General features: G+C 67.6%; 17 protein-coding genes. 10 read left to right on the forward strand and 7 right to left on the reverse strand.

Annotation, left to right across the window (positions count from 1 at the left end):
• Window positions 1-20: 20 nt before the first annotated feature.
• Together AC0QC4_RS02235 and AC0QC4_RS02240 are read right to left on the reverse strand one after the other, a co-directional pair.
• On the reverse strand, window positions 21-3,032 hold the full coding sequence (locus AC0QC4_RS02235; protein WP_483658085.1) for a TonB-dependent receptor domain-containing protein: 3,012 nt from the start codon (window positions 3,030-3,032) through the stop codon (window positions 21-23).
• A 239-nt stretch (window positions 3,033-3,271) separates the two neighbouring features.
• Window positions 3,272-3,616, reverse strand: a complete 345-nt coding sequence (locus tag AC0QC4_RS02240) for a CC_3452 family protein (protein WP_483658086.1) — start codon at window positions 3,614-3,616, stop codon at window positions 3,272-3,274.
• Between the two features lie 179 nt (window positions 3,617-3,795).
• On the opposite strand from AC0QC4_RS02240, the gene AC0QC4_RS02245 reads away from it, so the two are divergent.
• Genes AC0QC4_RS02245 through AC0QC4_RS02265 form a run of 5 tightly spaced genes read left to right on the forward strand, consistent with a single transcriptional unit; the run spans window position 3,796 to window position 7,038 of the window.
• Window positions 3,796-4,335: a winged helix-turn-helix transcriptional regulator gene (locus AC0QC4_RS02245; RefSeq protein ID WP_483658637.1), complete on the forward strand. Its 540-nt coding sequence runs from the start codon at window positions 3,796-3,798 to the stop codon at window positions 4,333-4,335.
• An 8-nt stretch (window positions 4,336-4,343) separates the two neighbouring features.
• Entirely contained in the window at window positions 4,344-5,483 is a 1,140-nt protein-coding gene (locus AC0QC4_RS02250) for a sensor histidine kinase (RefSeq protein ID WP_483658087.1), read from the forward strand.
• A complete protein-coding gene (locus AC0QC4_RS02255; protein WP_483658088.1) occupies window positions 5,480-6,286 on the forward strand; it encodes a LytR/AlgR family response regulator transcription factor in 807 nt (268 codons plus the stop codon). Before AC0QC4_RS02250 ends, AC0QC4_RS02255 begins: the two co-directional genes overlap by 4 nt.
• A gap of 12 nt (window positions 6,287-6,298) precedes the next feature.
• A complete protein-coding gene (locus tag AC0QC4_RS02260) occupies window positions 6,299-6,658 on the forward strand; it encodes a bleomycin resistance protein (RefSeq protein ID WP_483658089.1) in 360 nt (119 codons plus the stop codon).
• A 5-nt stretch (window positions 6,659-6,663) separates the two neighbouring features.
• A complete protein-coding gene (locus AC0QC4_RS02265; RefSeq protein ID WP_483658638.1) occupies window positions 6,664-7,038 on the forward strand; it encodes a YkvA family protein in 375 nt (124 codons plus the stop codon).
• A 484-nt stretch (window positions 7,039-7,522) separates the two neighbouring features.
• Here the strand turns inward: AC0QC4_RS02265 and tadA are convergent, their stop codons facing one another.
• A complete protein-coding gene (tadA, locus tag AC0QC4_RS02270) occupies window positions 7,523-7,978 on the reverse strand; it encodes a tRNA adenosine(34) deaminase TadA (RefSeq protein WP_483658090.1) in 456 nt (151 codons plus the stop codon).
• A 97-nt stretch (window positions 7,979-8,075) separates the two neighbouring features.
• Between tadA and rpmB the strand changes: the two genes are divergently transcribed.
• Window positions 8,076-8,366 carry a 50S ribosomal protein L28 gene (rpmB, locus tag AC0QC4_RS02275; RefSeq protein WP_483658091.1) on the forward strand — a complete coding sequence of 97 codons (291 nt, stop codon included), beginning with the start codon at window positions 8,076-8,078 and terminating at the stop codon, window positions 8,364-8,366.
• 110 nt (window positions 8,367-8,476) lie between these two features.
• On the opposite strand, the gene AC0QC4_RS02280 is transcribed toward rpmB, so the two are convergent.
• Window positions 8,477-9,520, reverse strand: coding sequence for an esterase-like activity of phytase family protein (locus AC0QC4_RS02280; RefSeq protein ID WP_483658092.1), 1,044 nt, complete (start codon window positions 9,518-9,520; stop codon window positions 8,477-8,479).
• Window positions 9,521-9,602: 82 nt separating this feature from the next.
• On the opposite strand from AC0QC4_RS02280, the gene AC0QC4_RS02285 reads away from it, so the two are divergent.
• From AC0QC4_RS02285 to AC0QC4_RS02295, 3 genes are all read left to right on the forward strand, one after another.
• Window positions 9,603-10,031, forward strand: coding sequence for a glycine zipper 2TM domain-containing protein (locus tag AC0QC4_RS02285; protein ID WP_483658093.1), 429 nt, complete (start codon window positions 9,603-9,605; stop codon window positions 10,029-10,031).
• Window positions 10,032-10,234: 203 nt separating this feature from the next.
• Window positions 10,235-11,389: a Ppx/GppA phosphatase family protein gene (locus AC0QC4_RS02290; protein WP_483658094.1), complete on the forward strand. Its 1,155-nt coding sequence runs from the start codon at window positions 10,235-10,237 to the stop codon at window positions 11,387-11,389.
• Window positions 11,386-12,039 carry an RlmE family RNA methyltransferase gene (locus tag AC0QC4_RS02295; RefSeq protein WP_483658095.1) on the forward strand — a complete coding sequence of 218 codons (654 nt, stop codon included), beginning with the start codon at window positions 11,386-11,388 and terminating at the stop codon, window positions 12,037-12,039. Before AC0QC4_RS02290 ends, AC0QC4_RS02295 begins: the two co-directional genes overlap by 4 nt.
• A gap of 57 nt (window positions 12,040-12,096) precedes the next feature.
• On the opposite strand, the gene AC0QC4_RS02300 is transcribed toward AC0QC4_RS02295, so the two are convergent.
• From AC0QC4_RS02300 to AC0QC4_RS02310, 3 genes are all read right to left on the reverse strand, one after another.
• Entirely contained in the window at window positions 12,097-13,755 is a 1,659-nt protein-coding gene (locus tag AC0QC4_RS02300; RefSeq protein WP_483658096.1) for a DsbA family protein, read from the reverse strand.
• 53 nt (window positions 13,756-13,808) lie between these two features.
• Complete coding sequence (locus AC0QC4_RS02305) at window positions 13,809-15,209, reverse strand: M48 family metalloprotease (RefSeq protein ID WP_483658097.1); 1,401 nt, start codon at window positions 15,207-15,209, stop codon at window positions 13,809-13,811.
• 179 nt (window positions 15,210-15,388) lie between these two features.
• Window positions 15,389-16,768, reverse strand: coding sequence for a pyridoxal phosphate-dependent decarboxylase family protein (locus AC0QC4_RS02310; RefSeq protein ID WP_483658098.1), 1,380 nt, complete (start codon window positions 16,766-16,768; stop codon window positions 15,389-15,391).
• Window positions 16,769-16,851: 83 nt separating this feature from the next.
• On the opposite strand from AC0QC4_RS02310, the gene AC0QC4_RS02315 reads away from it, so the two are divergent.
• On the forward strand, window positions 16,852-17,727 hold the full coding sequence (locus AC0QC4_RS02315; RefSeq protein ID WP_483658099.1) for a LysR substrate-binding domain-containing protein: 876 nt from the start codon (window positions 16,852-16,854) through the stop codon (window positions 17,725-17,727).
• Window positions 17,728-17,746 lie beyond the last annotated feature (19 nt).

Below are 17,746 nucleotides of genomic sequence, written 5' to 3' on the forward strand. Positions count from 1 at the left end.
CAGGAGAGGGGGTACTTTCTTTAGAAATCCACCTTGGCCGAAACCGTGAAGCTGCGCCCGCGCGGGTCGGCGACACGGGGTTCCCACGAGCTGCCGGCGCCGGTGTTGCTGTCATAGGTGATGGCAAAGGGCGGATCGGTGTCGAACACGTTGCGGACGCCGAAGGTCAGCGAATAATTGTCGTTAACCCGGTAGCCGAGCGAGAAATTGTAGATGATGTAATCGTCGACGCGGATCACATCGTTCGGCGGATTGACCGTGCCGTTGGCGACACCCGGCAGCTGCTGATTGCGATAGCCGTCACGGTAGATTTGCGTGAAGGACAGCGACAGCACATCATTGTTCCAGGTGATACTGGCGTTGTGTTTCCAGCGCAGGCCGAGATCGCCGGCGAAGGTGAAGTTGCCGATCAGGCTGGGCCCATAGGGCGCGGCCGGCAGCAGCCGCTCCTTCTTCTGCACCAGATAGGTGCCGTCCATCGAGAAGCCGAGCTGGCCGCCCCACAGCGGCGCATTGGCGCGCATCGCGAATTCGATCCCCTGCGTGCGCCGCGAACCGATGTTGGCGGTCCTCAAGTCCAGCAGCGTGATGATGCCGTTGGTGCGGATCAGCCGCTCGGGGAAGAATTGCGCATTGTCGAGCAGCTGGCGGATGGTCAGCGTGCCGATGGTGTCATCGACCGCAATCGACCAGAAATCGACGCTGGCGCTGAAATGCGACGAAGGCTCGAACACCACCCCGACGCTATACTGGTCGGATGTTTCCGGGCCGAGGTTGAGATTGCCGCCATTGAGCGTCTCCGGCGTGATCGCCGCGCAGCCCGGGATCGCAGGATTGACCGTGCCCTGCGGGCAGGTGGTGGGGTCGACCAGATTGTTGCCCGGGTTGGGCGACTGGGTGACGCCGTTGAAGATCTGGTTGAACGCCGGAACGCGGAAGCCGGTGTTGTAGGATCCGCGGAAGCGCAGCCATTCGAACGGAGAGAATAGCGCCGACACTTTCGGGTTCCATGTGGTTCCGAAGCCGGTGTAATCGTCGACGCGGCCGGCCACGGTCACTTCGAAAATGTCGAAGATCGGCAGCAGCACTTCGGCATAGGCCGCGAGCACGCGGCGGCGGCGGTTGTCGAGCGCGTTCACATTGTCGAACGGCGCGTTGAAGATGTCGGGCTGCCCCAGCACTGCTGCGTCCGAGCCGTTGAAGCTGTAGGTTTCGCGCCGATAGTCGACGCCCAGCGCGACCTGGATGTCCCCGCCCGGCAGCGCGAACAGCGATCCGGACACCGAGGCGTCGGCCTGGGTCAGCTCATACTGCCCGCCGTAAAGGATGGTCCCTTCCGCCGACACCGCCGCCAGCCCGTCGAGCGCGGCCTGCGTCTGGGTCAGCGAGAAGGGGTTGAGGATGCCGCTGTTGAGCAGGCCGACGATGCCCGGCGCACTCGCCCCCGGCGCGGTTGGCGCGCGCGGGTCGATGCCACCCGAGACTGCGCCGGCGACGCCGGATGCCGTCGCCGATGCCGCCGAGGGGAAGATGCCGCGGAAATGGTAGCCGCTGCCCAGCACCGACTGCGATTCGCTGCGCGCATAGGAACCGCCGACGCGATAGTCCCAGCCGCCGAACAGCGGGCCTTCCGCCCCGATCGCGGCGCGGAAGGTGGTGGTGTTGGTGTTGAACTCGCGCGGGCCGCACACGGTGCAGCGCCAGCGATAGGCAATCGGCCGGCCATAGTTGGCCGCCACCGCCGGGAACACCGCGACGATGCGGTTGTAGATGTCGTTGTAGGTCGCCGCCGTCGTCGGATTGAGCGGATAGGCCAGCGGCAGGGTGGTGTTGTTGGCCGAATATTGGTTGTTCGAGAAGCGCTTGGCCGAATCGGCGTCCGATCCGGTGACTTCGGCGAACAGTTGATGCTCGCCCAGCTGCACGGTGCCGCGCGCATAATAGGTCAGCGTGTCGAGCGGCTGCTGCAGCGTCGCCGCGCGGCCGGTGTCCCAGGCGCAGGCAAAGGCTGCCGACGGGATCGCCCACAGCTGCTCGTTATAGGCGAGGCCGCCGTCGACCGAGTCGCACCCTGCCCCGCCCGGCAGGTCGAGCACGTTGATGCCGCCGGTGGCGCGGATGGTAGTGCCGGGCAGCACCAGCCCGTTCAGCACTGTCCCGCCGGTGGTTCCGCCGAGCAGCGTGCCGTTGGGCGAGAAAATGCCGTTGGGGTTGATCGGGAACAATGTCGCGATCGGCGTGCCGCGGGTGTCGATGGACAGGCCGCGGTCGGGTTGGTTGCCGTTGACGAAATCGCGCTGGTCGCCGCGCAGCGCATTGGCCCAGCGATAGGCGACCGCGCCCATGATGTTGAAGCCCTGCTCGTCGAGGTCGCCATAGCCGGCGATGGCGGACAGGCGGTAGATGCTGGCATCGCCTTCATCGGTGATGTCGGTGAAACCTTCCGCGCCGATGCCCTGATAATCGGTGCGGGTGATATAGTTGATCACCCCGCCGATCGCATCGGTGCCATAGATGGCGGAGGCGCCGTCCTTGAGCACTTCGATCCGCTCGATCGCGCTGAACGGGATCTGGTTGACGTCGACAGCGGATCCCTGCAGCCCGTGCGCGGCAACGCGGCGGCCGTTGAGCAGCACCAGCGTCGATGCCGACCCCTGCCCGCGCAGGTTGGCGGCGGACAGGCCGTTGGTGCCGCGCTGCGCGCCGCTGGTGACGTCCGAGTTGGACGCCAGATTGTCCGCGCCATTGCCGTTGGTCGACAGATAGCTGATGAACTGTTCGGGGCTGGAGATGCCCTCGCGCGCCAGCTCCTCGGTCGAAATGATCTGCAGCGGCAGCTGGCTGTCGTTGGGGTCGCGGCGGATGCGGCTGCCGGTAACCAGAATGTCGGCGCCATCGTCCTGCGTCTCGGCCGATTGCGGCAGCGTGGCGTTGCTGTCCTGCGCCATGGCGGCGCCCGACCAGCTGGCAACGACCGCACAAGCGGCGGCGCCCAGCATCAGCGCGCGGCGCGGAGAGACGGTAATGTGCATGGACTGCCCCCTTGTTTCTATCCGTCACCCCAGACGGCCAAGCGCGTAATAAACGACAATAACGCGCCGTTGAAAAGAGGAAGTTGTTGCCGCCGACGGCTGCGCCACAGTTCTTGCGGCAAGGCGGATGGCCACCGGCACGCGCATAAAAAAGCCGCCGCTTCCCGGATGGCAGGGGAAGCGGCGGCGTTATCGGCCGGGCGGCAAGAGGGGGATCGCCCGGCCAGTAGCGTGTGCGCTCAGGCAGCCGATGCGTTGCACCGTTCCAGAGCGGCGGCGTCGAGCGCTTCGCCATTGGCGACGAAGGCGCTGACGGCGCCGACTTCACGCACCAGGCGGGCGCACATCACGCCAGGGCGGCTGGTGCCGCGCGGCGCGGTGCAATCGGTACCTGCGCAATTCCACACCACGCCGCCCGCGATGGCGCGGGTGGCCTCGGTCGGCGCGGCGAGGGTGGCGCTGTAGAAGCCGCCCGAACGCGGCTGCGCGTCGGCAGCGGCACCGCTCAGCAGGCTGGTGGCGATGAGCAGAGCGGCGGCAAAGGAACCGAGGCGCTCGGCGGGGGAGAGACGAAGTGCGTTCATGGGGGGAGAGCCCTTTCTTCTGGATGTGCCCGCTATCGTTCGTGCCGTGCGGGATGCAGCTTATTTGCACTAATGTAGGTTGCGAATCAAGATGCAATTGATAAGTTTTGCTTCGCAACCTGTTTAGCAGAAAGCCATTGTGGTTTTGCTGCAACCGGGTGCATGATGGCAGGATGACCATGGACACATTGCGCGAACCCCTGAACGACGGCGAATGCGGCCTTCCGTCCGCGCTCGACGTGATGGGCGAACGCTGGTCGTTCATGATCCTGCGCGGCGCGCTCAACGGTCTCCATCATTTCGAGGAGTATCAGACCGAACTCGGCATCGCCCGCAACATCCTCTCCAACCGCCTGCAGCGGCTGGTGGCGCACGGCATCCTCGAACGGCGGGTGATGGAGTGCGATCGGCGCAAGATTTTCTACTGCCTCACCGAAAAGGGCACCGATCTGCTGCCGACGATGGTGGCGCTGCGCCAGTGGGGGGAGAAATGGGGATCGGGCGTGCCCTCCACCCCAGTGCTGGTCGATGAGCGCGACCTGCAGCCGATCCGGCCTGTCGCCATCCAGGCGCACGACGGGCGCACCCTGGGCAAGCATGACCTGCGCTGGATGCACGCGCATGAAGTCCGGCCGATCGGCGAGGCGACGCCGGCGCGCGCGCCCGCCACGGCGGTGCGCAGCGACAGCCGCACCCTCGCCCCGGCGGCGCACGGCTGAACCGCCGCATGCGCTTCACCGCGCCGACCCCTTCGGCCAAGCCGCAACCCTTTTTCGATGACAAGGCCCGCGCCTTCTGGACGCTGCAGACGCTGGGCTGGGTGGCCTGGTACATTTTGCGCGGCGTGTCCGGCATCGCCAACGGCCTCGAGCTGCTCTACCTCGCGCAACTGCTGATTTCCGGCATCGCCGGCTTCTCGCTGACGCTGGTGCTCGCCGTGCTCTACCGCACCTTGATGCAGCAGCGGCCGCTGGTGTTGTGGCCGCTGGCGGTCCTGTCGGTGCTGGTCGCGACCATCATCCACTCCTTTTTCGATGCCTCGATGGTGTCGCTGCTGCCGCGCAATGCCGATCAGGCGTTTTCCACCCTGCTGCTTGCGCCGCTGTATCTCAACGCGGTCACGCTTTCCGCTTGGTCGGCGCTCTATTTCGCCATCAACTATTATCTCAGGGTCGAACAGCAGGCCGATCAGCTCAAGACGCTGGAGGGGCAGGCGACCGCCAGCACGCTCGCCATGCTGCGCTACCAGATCAACCCGCACTTCCTGTTTAACACGTTGAACAGCATCTCGACATTGGTGCTGCTGAAACAGACCGAACAGGCCAACGCCATGCTGTCGCGCCTGTCGGCCTTCCTGCGCTACACTTTGGTGAACGAGCCGACCGCCGAGGTGACGCTGGCGCAGGAAGTCGACACGCTCAAACTCTATCTCGACATCGAGAAGATGCGCTTCGAGGAGCGGCTGCGGGTGCGGTTCGATGTCGACCCGCGGGTATCGGAAGCGCGCCTGCCCTCGCTGCTGCTGCAACCGCTCATCGAAAACGCCATCAAATATGCCGTGACCCCGTCGGAGGAGGGCGCGGACATCATTCTCACCGCGCACCTCGTCGGCGAAAATGTCCGTATCGTCGTGTCCGACTCCGGCGGTGGCTTGAATCCGGACATGAGTGTCCCCACCACATCGACAAGCGTCGGCCTGAACAATATCCGGGATCGGCTGACGCAAGCCTATGGTGACCGCCACCGCTTCGACGCACGCAGCGCCTCCGGCGGCGGTTTCACCGTTACCATCGTCATCCCCTTCTCTCCAGGCAGGCGCGATGCCGATGCCCCGGAGGAAGCAGCGAAAGCGCGCATGACTGCATGACCATCCGTACCATTCTCGTCGATGATGAGAGCCTGGCGATCCAGGGCCTGACCCTGCGCCTCGAACCCTTCGGCGATGTCGAGATTGTCGACACCGCCCAGAATGGCCGCGAAGCCATTCGCAAGATCAAGACCCACAAGCCCGACCTCGTCTTCCTCGACATCCAGATGCCGGGGTTCGACGGTTTTTCCGTCGTGCAGGGGCTGATGGACGTGGAACCGCCGCTGTTCATCTTCGTCACCGCCTATGCCGACCATGCGATCAAGGCGTTCGAGGCGCAGGCAGTCGACTATCTGCTGAAGCCGGTCGAGCCGCAGCGGCTCGCCGACGCGCTCGACCGGGTGCGCCGCCGCCTTGCCGAAAAGAAGGGCAGCGAGGAGGCCGAACGGCTCAAGGAGGTGCTCGCCGAGGTCGCGCCGGATGCCGCCGAGCAGGTGGCGGGCGATGACACCCCTGACATGCACAGCGCCAGCCGCTTCGAAAAGCTGATCAACATCAAGGATCGCGGGCAGATTTTCCGCGTCGATGTCGACACCATCGAACGCATCGATGCCGCCGGCGACTATATGTGCATCTACACTGCGGACAATTCGCTGATCCTGCGTGAAACCATGAAGGATCTCGAAAAGCGGCTCGATCCGCGCGTCTTCCAGCGCGTGCACCGCTCGACCATCGTCAATCTGGGGCTGGTCCGGCAGGTCAAGCCGCACACCAATGGCGAATGTTTCCTGGTGCTCGATTCGGGTGCGCAGGTGAAGGTCAGCCGGTCCTACCGCGACGTGGTGGCGCGCTTCGTTCATTAGAGAGAGCGTGTCATGGTCGATTACGCCACCCCCAACCTGCCGTCCCGCGATTTTGCGGCGAGCGAGGCCTTCTACGCCGCGCTCGGCTTCGAAACCGCCTATCGCTCCGCCGAATGGATGATTTTGGAGCGCGGCGCACTGACCGTCGAATTCTTCTCCTATCCGGATCTCGATCCCGCCAGCAGTTCGTTCAGTTGCTGCTTCCGGCTCGACGATCTCGACAGCTTCTGTGCAATCGTGCTGGCCGCCGGCGTGCCCGACACGCGCACCGGCTGGCCACGGCTGCACCCTGCCCGGCGGGAGGCGTGGGGCGGGCGCGTGGCCTATCTGATTGACCCTGACGGCACCCTGGTCCGTCTGGTGGAGAATTGACGGCCATCGCGCAGCGGATACGCGGCTGGGCGCAGCGGCTGCGCCGTGACGCCCTCGCCCTGTGGATCGCCGCGCGCAGCCCGGAAACGCCACTGGCGGCACGGCTGATCGCGCTGCTGGTCACCGCTTACGCCTTCAGTCCCATCGATCTCATTCCCGACTTCATCCCTATCCTCGGCCTGCTCGACGATCTGCTGCTGGTACCGCTCGGCCTCGCGCTTGCCATCCGGCTGATCCCTCCGCCGTTGATGGCGCGCTACCGGGCGGAGGCGGACGCCCTGGCCCATCGCCCGGCAAGCCGGGCTGCGGCGGCGCTGGTCATATTCGTCTGGCTGGCGCTGTTCGCCTGGCTGGCGTGGGAGCTGACCGCGATCGATTAGGTCGTAAACCCATAAAATGCACGTTCGAGGCGGCAAAATGGCGGAGCCGAAGGCCAGCGCAGCTGAACATATCGGGTTCAGGCGGCCGCCGCGGGTGGTGGTTCCACCTGCAAGGCCGCGTGGGCCCGAGATCGAAGCCATTTCGCCGCCCCGAAGGGGTTCGACCCATTTTGTCCATGGCTGCATCGGCAAAGCTTGAAATATCGACATATTCCTGCGCCTTGCCTCTTTGCCCTGAACAAAATGGCCTCGAACCTCGAACGCGCATTTTATGAGTTTACGACCTAGTCCCCCGGGGCTGAACTCCGCAGCACCGCCACCGTCGCCCCGCACGTGATGCGGGGCTTGGCTTGTTTGACAACGCCGCCAGACAAAGCCTTGCCCCGTGTCAGGCACGCGGCGAGGCGTGGGGGTGGGGTAACGCAGAGAACGTCGCTTCTGATCAAGCCCAGCCAGGCCAGACCACGGCACAAGACGACGCCGCTCAGCGCCGCCCTGCAAAGAAGGCGCGCAGCAGCTCCGCCGATTCGGCGGCCATGATGCCGCCATAGACCTCCGGGCGGTGATGCAGCGTCGGGTGGGAGAACAGGCGTGGCCCATGCTCGACCGCACCGCCCTTGGCATCGTCGGCGGCATAATAGAGTCGGGCGATACGCGCATGGGCTATCGCGCCCGCGCACATCGCGCACGGCTCCAGCGTCACCCACAGGTCGCAGCCGGTCAGCCGCTCGTCGCCCAGCGCCGCTGCGGCGGCGCGAATCGCCTGGATCTCCGCATGTGCGGTGGGGTCATGGCGGCGACGCGGCGCATTGGCGCCCTCGCCGATGATTCGCCCGTCCTTGACCACGACCGCGCCGACAGGCACTTCCCCGTCCGCAGCCGCCGCCCGGGCCAGCGCGAATGCGCGCGCCATATGCGGTGAGGGCGGAAATGCGGTCATGCCGGCCTCCCTATCGCAGTGCGCCGCGCTTGACGAATCCCTCTGCGCCCGCTAGGCGCGCAGCCTTTCCCGCACCGATACCAAGGGTTTTGAAGTCATGTCGCGCGTTTGCGAACTTACCGGCAAGGGTCGCCAGGTCGGCCACAATGTGTCCCACGCCAACAACAAGACCAAGCGCACGTTCTTGCCGAACCTGCACAACGTCACGTTGATCTCGGACACCATGGGCCAGTCCTACCGTCTGCGCGTGTCGACGCACGGCCTGCGCTCGGTCGAGCATAATGGCGGCCTCGACAACTGGCTGCTCAAGACCAAGGACGATCTGCTGAGCGTCAAGGCGCGTCGCCTGAAGCGCGATATCGCCAAGAAGCAGGCCACCGCCGCCTGATCGGTCCCGGCACCCCGCGGTGCCGGTCAACCCTCCCGAACGGCCCGCTCGCGTTCGACCGCGAGGCGGGCCTTTCGCTTGTCCGGGCCATGGCCTGACGCGGCAGGCGCTTACGGTCGCTCGTCAGGCTGCCACAACAGCCGCAGCAGCAGCGTGCGCTGCCAGCCGACGCGATTGTCGTCCGATACCATCCAGATGCCGATCCGCCCGTCGGGCAGCGGCTGCGGCTCGATGGCCAGCCCTTCGAAATTGTCGGCGATCTGCGGACGGACGAAGCGCGCGATGCTGCGCGCCCGCCAGCGCCCGCGCGGCCTGATCGTCGCCGGGTCGGCCACGGCCAGCGTCGATACCCAGCGCTCGCGCAGCGTCAGGTCGCGGAACAGCAGCAGCACCCGGCCGTCGGGCAGCGCCGCGGCATCGGTCACCCGTCCGCGTCCGGCGGCATCCAGCGCAAAGCGGACCGGCCGCCCGCCCTCGACCGGATCGCTGTCGAACAATAGCGCATCGGTCCCGCCGCCCGGCCCACCGCTGGTTTCCGCAAGCACCAGGAATCGCCCGTCGGCCATCCGCACCAGCGCCTCCGCGCCGCCGTTGGCGTTCCAGTTCTTCATCTCCGGCACGTCGCGCTCGGCTTCGACCCGGGTGGCGCCCGGCGTGAAGCGCACGATGCGGTGGCGCTGCTCGAACCCGCCCCAGATCGCGCCGCTGACCGGATCGCGCGTCAGCGATTCAAGGTCGCGCCCCGCCTTGCCGAGCCCCAGCCGCGAATCGAGCCACAGCGGCCACAGCCGCGACGCCGGCACGCTGCCGTCGGTCCGCAGCCGGAAGCGCTGCATGGAGGCATAGTCGGAGCCGATCAGGAACTGGCGCGGCCGCTCGATGACCATCGCGGAAAAGCCGCCGAAGCGGCTGTTGCGGGATGTAAGGTGCCAGGCCTCGACAATCTCCACCGCGCCCACGCGGCGCTGCGCCACCGTCACCGCCTCGGCCACCAGATGCTGGCTATGGTCCGGCGGGGGCGTCCAGCGCCGCTCCAGCGGCGAGGGCATCAGCGCTGCGGCGATGACAAGGATGGCAAGCAGGCGGGGGAGCATCGGCCACCGGCGATAGGCGCGTGCCGACACCCCGGCAAGCTGAACAATAGGCAACAACATCGTTCAGCAAAGCCTCAGTGGCCGACTCCTATACCAGCCTCATCAGACGGAATCGCTCCGCCGGACTTTGAGGAGAAGCGTGATGAAAAAGACGATGCTGGCAATGGCCCTTGCCGCGACCACCCTGACCGGCTTCGCTTCGGTCCCGGCGGCCGCACAATATTATGATCATGGCGATCGCTACGAGCACCGCGACGACCGCTACGACGATTATGACAGCCGTTACGACCGCCGCGACAGCCGCTACGACCGGCGCTATGATCGCCGCGCCGACCGGCGTTACGACCGCCGCTATGATCGTCGCTACGACCGTCGTTATGACCGCCGCGACGAGTATCGCTGCGACAATGGCACCGGCGGCACCATCATCGGCGCGATTGCCGGCGGTCTGCTCGGCAATGAAATCGCCGGTCGCCGTGGTGACCGCACCGCAGGCACCATCATCGGTGGCGCCGTTGGTGCTCTCGCCGGCCGTGCGATCGACCGCGCCGACAGCAACTGCCGTCGCTAACATCTTCTAGCAAGGACAGGCGCCCTCTCCCCCTCCCTCGCCTGTCCTTGCGCTAACGGGGCCGACCGGTAAGCCGGTCGGCCTCGTCCCGTTTCAGCCACGCCCCCACCCTTGTCATCTTTGGTGCGACCGCCTAGCACTTGCCCCAAGTACCGGTGCGATATCCCTCGCCCCGGAGAGCATAAGTGCAAGGCACGCAGGCGATGGCAGATCAGGGCGAACCTCGCCCGGCGCATCGGTCCGCCGCACATCCCGGTGCGCGGCCGCCACGGGCGCCCGACAGGCAGGCACAGGCCGTGCCGGCCGGTTCCGGCGTCGCATCGGTTGCGCGCTTTGCCCACCGCCCCGCCTTTGCCGCACTAGACCTTGGCACCAACAATTGCCGGCTGCTGATCGCGCGGCCCGATGGCGATGATTTCGTGATCGTCGATGCCTATTCGCGCATCGTCCGGCTGGGCGAAGGGCTGGCCGAAAGCGGCCGGTTGAGCCGGGTCGCCATGGACCGCGCGGTCGACGCGCTGTCGATATGCGCCGACAAGCTGCAGCGCCGCCGGGTGCTGCTGTCGCGCGCGGTGGCAACCGAGGCGTGCCGCCGCGCGGCCAATGGCGGCGAATTCGTGTCGCGCGTGCGCGAGGAAACCGGCATCGCGCTGGAGATGATCTCCGCAGGGGAAGAGGCCCGGCTGGCGGTGCTCGGCTGCCACCAGTTGCTCTCCCCCGGAGAGGGTCCGGCGCTGCTGTTCGACATCGGCGGCGGCTCGACCGAGCTGGTGCTTCTCGACGATCGCAACGGCACCCCGAGTATCGTCGACTGGCAGAGCATCCCGTGGGGCGTGGTCAGCCTGACCGAGTCGCACCGCCATGACAGCGCCGATCCGGTCGCGCGCGCTGGCGCCTATGCCGCGATGCGCGCGACGGTGCGCGATGCCGTCCGCCGCTTTGCCGAGCGCTGCGACCAGCACAGGACACGCTTGTGGAGCGGCCATGCCGCAGCGCCGCTGCGCCTGCTCGGCACCAGCGGCACCGTCACCACGCTCGCCAGCCTCTATCTCGATCTGCCCAGTTACGATCGCTCCAAGGTCGATGGCCTGACCGTCGCCACCGATCACATGATCGCGGTCTGCCGCCAATTGTCCGGCCTGTCGCTGGCGGAGCGGGAGGCCATGCCCTGCATCGGGCGCGAGCGCGCCGATCTGGTCGTCGCCGGCTGCGCCATGCTCGAGGAGATCGCCGAGGTCTGGCCGGCTGCCATGCTCGACGTCGCCGATCGCGGCATCCGCGAAGGCGTGTTGCGCCAGATGATGCGCGCGCACGCCGCCGGCGAAATCGCCTCACGCCAGACACGGAGGCCGCGATGAGCAGCCCGACCCGCGGCCACACCCGCGTCAAGACCGCGCGCAACCGTACCGCACAGTCGACCCGCTGGCTCGCCCGCCAGCTTAACGACCCTTATGTCAAGCGCGCCAAGGCCGAGGGATATCGCAGCCGCGCCGCGTACAAGCTGATCGAACTCGACGAGAAATATGCGCTGCTCAAGGGCGTGCGGGCGGTGGTCGACCTCGGCATCGCGCCGGGCGGCTGGAGCCAGGTGGTGCGGCGTCTGGCCCCCGCCGCCGCCATCGTCGGCATCGACCTGCTGCCCGTCGATCCGATCGAGGGCGTCACCATCCTGCAGATGGACTTCATGGACGAAGCCGCCCCCGGTCTGCTGATGCAGCACCTTGGCCGCGCGCCCGATCTGGTGATGTCGGACATGGCGGCCAACACCGTCGGCCATCCGCAGACCGACCATCTGCGCACGCTGGCGCTGGCCGAAGCGGCTGCCCAGTTCGCCATCGAAACGCTGGCACCCGGCGGCAGCTTCGTCTCCAAGGTGTTCCAGGGCGGATCGGACCGGGAGCTGCTGGTGCTGCTCAAAAAGAATTTCGCCAGCGTCAAACACGCCAAGCCGCCATCGAGCCGCAAGGGCAGCCCGGAGCTGTTCGTGGTGGCGCAAGGGAAGAAATAGCAATCACCGTCACTGCAAGAACAGCGAAACAATGACGGCAATTGGTCGGTCCTTTGCCTACCCTTCCCGCGCCTGCTCCACCGCATCGCGCAGCTGCTGGTAACCGACAGCACCGGTCAGCAGACGGTCACCGACCACCCAGCTCGGCGTGCCGTTGAAGCCGAGTTCGCGCGCCAGTGCGAGGTTGGATTGCAATTCGCGGGTGATTGCCGCGTCGCCCAGCACGGCCGATCCGGCCGCGACGCCCAGCCGCTCGGCTGCCGCCGTGCGGGCGGCGGCGTCGGGAGAGCGCGCCTCGAACAGCGCGCGGTGCATCGGCATGTACCGGCCGCGCCGCGCCGCCGCCAATGCCAGCCGCGCCGCCGGCTCGCTGTCCTCGCTGAGGATCGGCAGTTCGCGGAACACCACCTTGACCCGGCTGTCCTCGCGCAGCAGCCGCTCGATGTCGGGCATGCTGGCCTTGCAGAAGGTGCAGGAATAGTCGGTGAACACCGTCAGCACCACATCCCCGTCCGCTGCCCCGGCCCAGGCGCCCGAGAAAGGCTCCTCGATCCGGCTACGCAGGCGGCCGACCACCTCGGCCGAACGGTTGGCCTCAAGCCGAGCCATCGCCTGCGGAAGTATTTCCGGATGCTCAAGGATATAGTCGCGCACCACCTGCTCGGTGGTGGCCCGGTCGACGCCCGGCCCGGTCCAGTACAGCCCGGCGGCAAAGCCACTGCTGAGCAGAAATGCGCCGCCCAGCGCCAGCGTGGCCGGGTGACGCCACCAGGACTGGCCCGCTCCCGCGCCGCCAGGCAGCCGCCCACCCGCGCCACCACCCGTGGCGCCGGGCATCGGCGATCGATCTTCCCCCGCGCCCGCTGCATCAGCCAGCATGGCCGCTGGCGCCGCCTCCGCTGCCGGTGCCGCAGCAGCAGCCTTGCGCCGCCCACGCGGCACCGGTGCGGCTTCGCTGCCCGGCGCGGCGAACAAAGGCAGCGCCGCATCGGCGGCTGGCGTGCTCGCGGCGGACGCAGGCGTGGCCGGCGCCTCGGTTGCGGTTTCGCCGAGCAGACGGTCGAGCTGCGATTCCGGAGCGGCCGGCGCATCCGCCTGTCCGCGTGCCGCCAGCGCCTCCCGCGCCGCCTCCACCCCGTCGCGGGACAGGGCGGCGAGCTTGCGTGCGCCGCCGGCCAGCGCCGTTCCCGCCTGCTGCGTGCCGTTACCGAGCGCACGACCGGCCTGCGCCATGACCGGCGCCAGCGCGGCGCCCGTTGCGCGCGTGCCGCGCACGGTCGCATCGGCGGCACGCCGCGTCGTCCGTCCGAGCAGGCGCGCAGCGGCGGCGGTACGGCGCGGCAGCTCCAGCCGCGCCACCGCATCGCGCACGCCGCCATTCTGCAAAGCATCGCGCACGGCAGAGGTCGAGGCCGCGACGGTACGCGAAAGAGTGTCGATCATGCCCAGCGGCGCCGGCGGTTGCGTCGGCACCGGCACGGGACGCGACAGCAGTTCGTCGACGCTGCGCCGGGCGGGCCGCAGCGGCGGGGCAGGATCGTCGGCGCGCTCGACCACCGCCTTGCTCAATGTTGGCAGCGGTGCGGGGCGGGCCGCAGCGTCACGCGGCGCACCATCGCGCGGCTGGCTGCCGTTGCGCCCGCTGTTGCGCAACCACGGCTGATAATGATCCTCGCCGCCGCCGCCATGGCCTGCGGGTCCATGCTTGTCGTCCATGCGCCCCTCATGCCGACCTTGATTGCCTCCGTGCCATTATGGGACGGGCATGGTCAGCCTCTGTTGCCGCCCCGTCTACCGCGCCTGCGCTCTTCATCCAAGCGGGCGCGTGCGACCAATGCGATATCCTGAGCGCGCAGCCAGTCGGACGTGCCCTGCTGCAATCCGCCCAGCGCCATTTCGGCCGATGCCAGCGCCGGGCCGGCCTGCCCGGTCAGGATATAGCGCTCGGCAGTCGCCAGCGCCGCGCGCGGCTCGTCCCCCGCGTTCGCGTAGACGACGCCGAGCTGGTACCAGGCAAAGGGATTTTCATTGTCGCGTGATACCGCCGCGCGCAGCACCGTCTCTGCCTCGGCATAGTTGGCCGGGTCCTCGGTGGCGATCAGCGCATGCCCGAACAGCGCAGAAATCAGCGGCTGGGCCGATGTCTGCGCGACCGCCTGCCTGAGCGCGGGCAGCGCGTCCTGCGGCCGCCCGGATTCCAGCAGGATCTGCCCTTTCAGCTCGAGGAAATAGGGGTCGGCCGGGGCGGTGGCCAGCAGCGCCTCGACCTCCGCCAGCGCGCGGTCGGCATGCGCCTCGCGATGCCAGGCATAGGCGCGCGCATAGCGGGCGGGCACCGAGGTGTCGCTGGGCGGGAACTGGCGCAGCGTCTGTGCCGGCTCCTGCACATAACCCGCCAGCTTGGCCTTCACCCGCTGGAAGCGCGCTTCGAGCGCCGGATCGAGCGGCCGCTCCCATGCCGGATCGGCCGAGAGCGTATCGCGCAGGAACCGGATACGATCGCCCGACAGCGGGTGGGTGCGGCCATATTGCTGGTCGTCGTCCTGCGGGATGGCGTAGCGGAACTCCTGGTTCTGCAGCTTCATGAAGAATTCGATGAAGCCCTTGCCCGATATGCCCGATGCCGAAAGATAACGCGTTGCCGCCGCATCGGCGGTCGATTCCTGCACCCGGCTGTAGGAAAGATAGCTGCCCAGCGCTGCCTGCTGGCCAGCGCCCAAAATGCCCAGCCCCGCCTCTCCGGCTCCGGCGGCAACGGCCACCGCGCCGAGCAGCAGCGACAGCAGCGCGATGTTGGAGGCGCGGTCGGCGCCGGTGCTGTTGACGGCGTGGCCGCCCGCAACATGGCCCAGCTCGTGCGCGATCACGCCCTGCACCTGGTTGGCGGTATCCGCCGCCTCGATCAGCCCCGAATGGATATAGACGATCTGCCCCCCGGCAACAAAGGCATTGATGCTGCGATCCCCGACCATCACGATCCGCACATCCTGCGGCCGCAGCCCGGCCGCGCGGATCAGCGGATCCGACATGTCGGCAAGCAAGGCCTCGGTCTCGGCATCGCGCAGGATGGACTGGGCAGCGACCGGCTGCGTGATCAACAGCGCCGCCAGCAGCACGGCAAGCGCGCGGGCAAGGAAAGTGGCGATGCGCCGGGGGAGAGCAATCAGCATGCCCGCATCCTCATGGCCCGACCGCCTGAATGCAAGATGAAAGCGATGGGGCGAGGGCGCAGCTGCAGCGCGCCGACGGCAATCGGCGCCGGTTATGGAAGCCGCAGTGTCGACCGAGTTACCCGTCCAAGCCCGCAAACAGCAGCGTCCAGCCTGTTCCCACACGTTCGCGCATCGTCTCAGCCCGCTTGTCGGGCACTTGGGTTGTCGGCGGGCGTGCCGCGCAATTCCCGCAAGATCGCGATAAGCCGGTCGATATGCTCATCGCGCGTGCGCCAGGATGACACGCTGATGCGCGACGCAGGTTGGCCGCGCCAGATGGTGCCACCGAACCACAGCTCGCCCGATGCCGCCGCTGCCTCGCGGACGGCGAGGGTTTCCGCGTCGCTGCCGGCGCGGAATAGCACCTGGTTGAGCACGACATCGTTAAGCACAGCATAGCCAGCCGCATCCAGCGCCACACCGATCCGCTGCGCATGCGCGACGCAGTTTTCGACCAGCGCGGCGACGCCGCTGCGGCCGAGCGTGCGCAGTGCCGCCCACACCGCCACCCCGCGGGCGCGGCGCGAAAACTCCAGCGTCAGATTCTTCTGCGCCTCTGCTCCGGCGCTCGAGTAAGCGGCGTCGCTGCTCATCGCGCCCGACAGCGCCTCGGCATCGCGCACAATCGACATGGCGCAGTCATAGGGCGTGTTGAGCCATTTGTGCCCGTCGGTCGTCCAGCTATCGGCCTGGTCGATGCCCTCGGTAAGCCAGCGCAACCTGTCCGACGCGCGAGCCCACAGCCCGAACGCCCCATCGACATGCACCCAGGCCCCGGCAGCCTTGGCGCGCGGGATGATCTCGGCAAAGGGATCGAACGCGCCGGTATTCACCTCTCCCGCCTGCAGGCACAGGATAGTGTGTGCATCGAGCGGCGGCAGGTTTGCAGGGTCGATCCGGCCGTTGGCATCGGTCCGCGCGATCACCAGATTGTCGGTGCCGAAGCCGAGCACGCGCAGCGCCTTGACCATGGTGACATGCGCGACATCGGATACGATGGCGCGGATCGGCGGCGCGCCCGCCAGCCCCTTGCGGTCGAAATCCCAGCCCGCCTGCGCCAGCAGCCGGCGCCGCGCGGCAGTGATGCAGGTCAGGCCGCAGGCGCTGGCAGAGGTGCCGAAGCCGACCGCGCTTTCGGCTGGCAACCGCAGGATGTCGAGCAGCCATCGCCCCGCGACCTTCTCGATCGCGGAGGCGCCTGGCGCGCCAAGCGGGGTGCTGGCACTCTGATCCCACGCCAGCACCATCCGCTCGGCGGCTGCGGCAACCGGCAAGCTCGCACCGACGACGAAGCCGAAATAGCGCGGCCCGTTGCCAGCGACTGCCGCCGGCGAGCCGATCTCGTCCAGCATCGCCAATGTCTCGGCGGAGGGACGGCCCGTGTCGGTCAGGTCCTCGTCAAACGCAGCGAGCGCAGCGATGGCGTCCCCATCCGGAAAGACGCGCCGCGTTGCATTGCCGGCGACAAAGCGCCGGGCGCGGGCGTCGGCATCGGCGAGAAGATCGATTTCGGTCATGCCGACATGCATAATCCGCCCACTCCGGGCGCGGCCAGCGAATTGTCCTCGACAGGGATGTGAGCAGACTTCACAATCCTGCCATGTCCATCCCCAACCTCCAGACACTGCGCGCGCTCGAAGCGGCTGCCCGTCACGGCAGCTATTCGCGCGCCGCCGCAGAACTCGGCGTCACCCATGGCGCCATCAGCCATCGCCTGCGTGGGTTGGAGCAAACGCTCGGTCACGCGCTGTTCACGCGCGACGGCAATGGCATGCGCCCTACGACCGAAGCGCTTCGCTTGCTTGGTCCGGTGCGCGAGGCGCTCGACCTGCTGGCCTCCGCCTTCCCCGATCCCGCCCGATCCCCACAGATTCTCAAGGTCAGCCTGCTGCCCAGCATGGCGTCGCGCTGGCTGATCCCGCGCATCGGGCAATTTCGCATGGCCAATCCCGGCATCGATCTCAGAATCGACGCACGGCTGGAATTTGCGCCGCTCACCGCAGGGGGCGTCGATTGCGCCATCCGTTACGGCTCGGGCAACTGGCCCGACGCGCAGGTCAGCCACCTTGCCGATGAGACGCTGTTCCCGGTCTGCACCGCCGATTATCGCGACGGCACGGGGCTGGCGCAGCCCACCGATCTGCGACGCGCCAGGCTGCTGCGGCATGACCGGCAGGCGTGGCGACCATGGCTTAGCGCTGCCGGCTTGGACGGGCCGGAGCCGGACGGCGGCGCGCTATTCTCCGATACCAACCTGATGCTTGATGCCGCGACTGCGGGCGAGGGCGTCGCACTCGCCCGCAGTCGCATCGTCGCTGCCGATCTCGCCAGTGGCCGCCTCGTCCGGCTGTTCGACATCGCGGTGCCAGACCGGTTCGGCTACCACTTCGTCCGCCCCCGCCGCAGCGATCCCGCCCGTCGCGCGACAGTCGACCGTTTCGCCCGTTGGGTGGAAGATCAGATGCGCCAGGCATGACGCGTTAGAGCAATCGGAC

Source organism: Sphingomonas sp. jy18 (genome assembly GCF_056931895.1).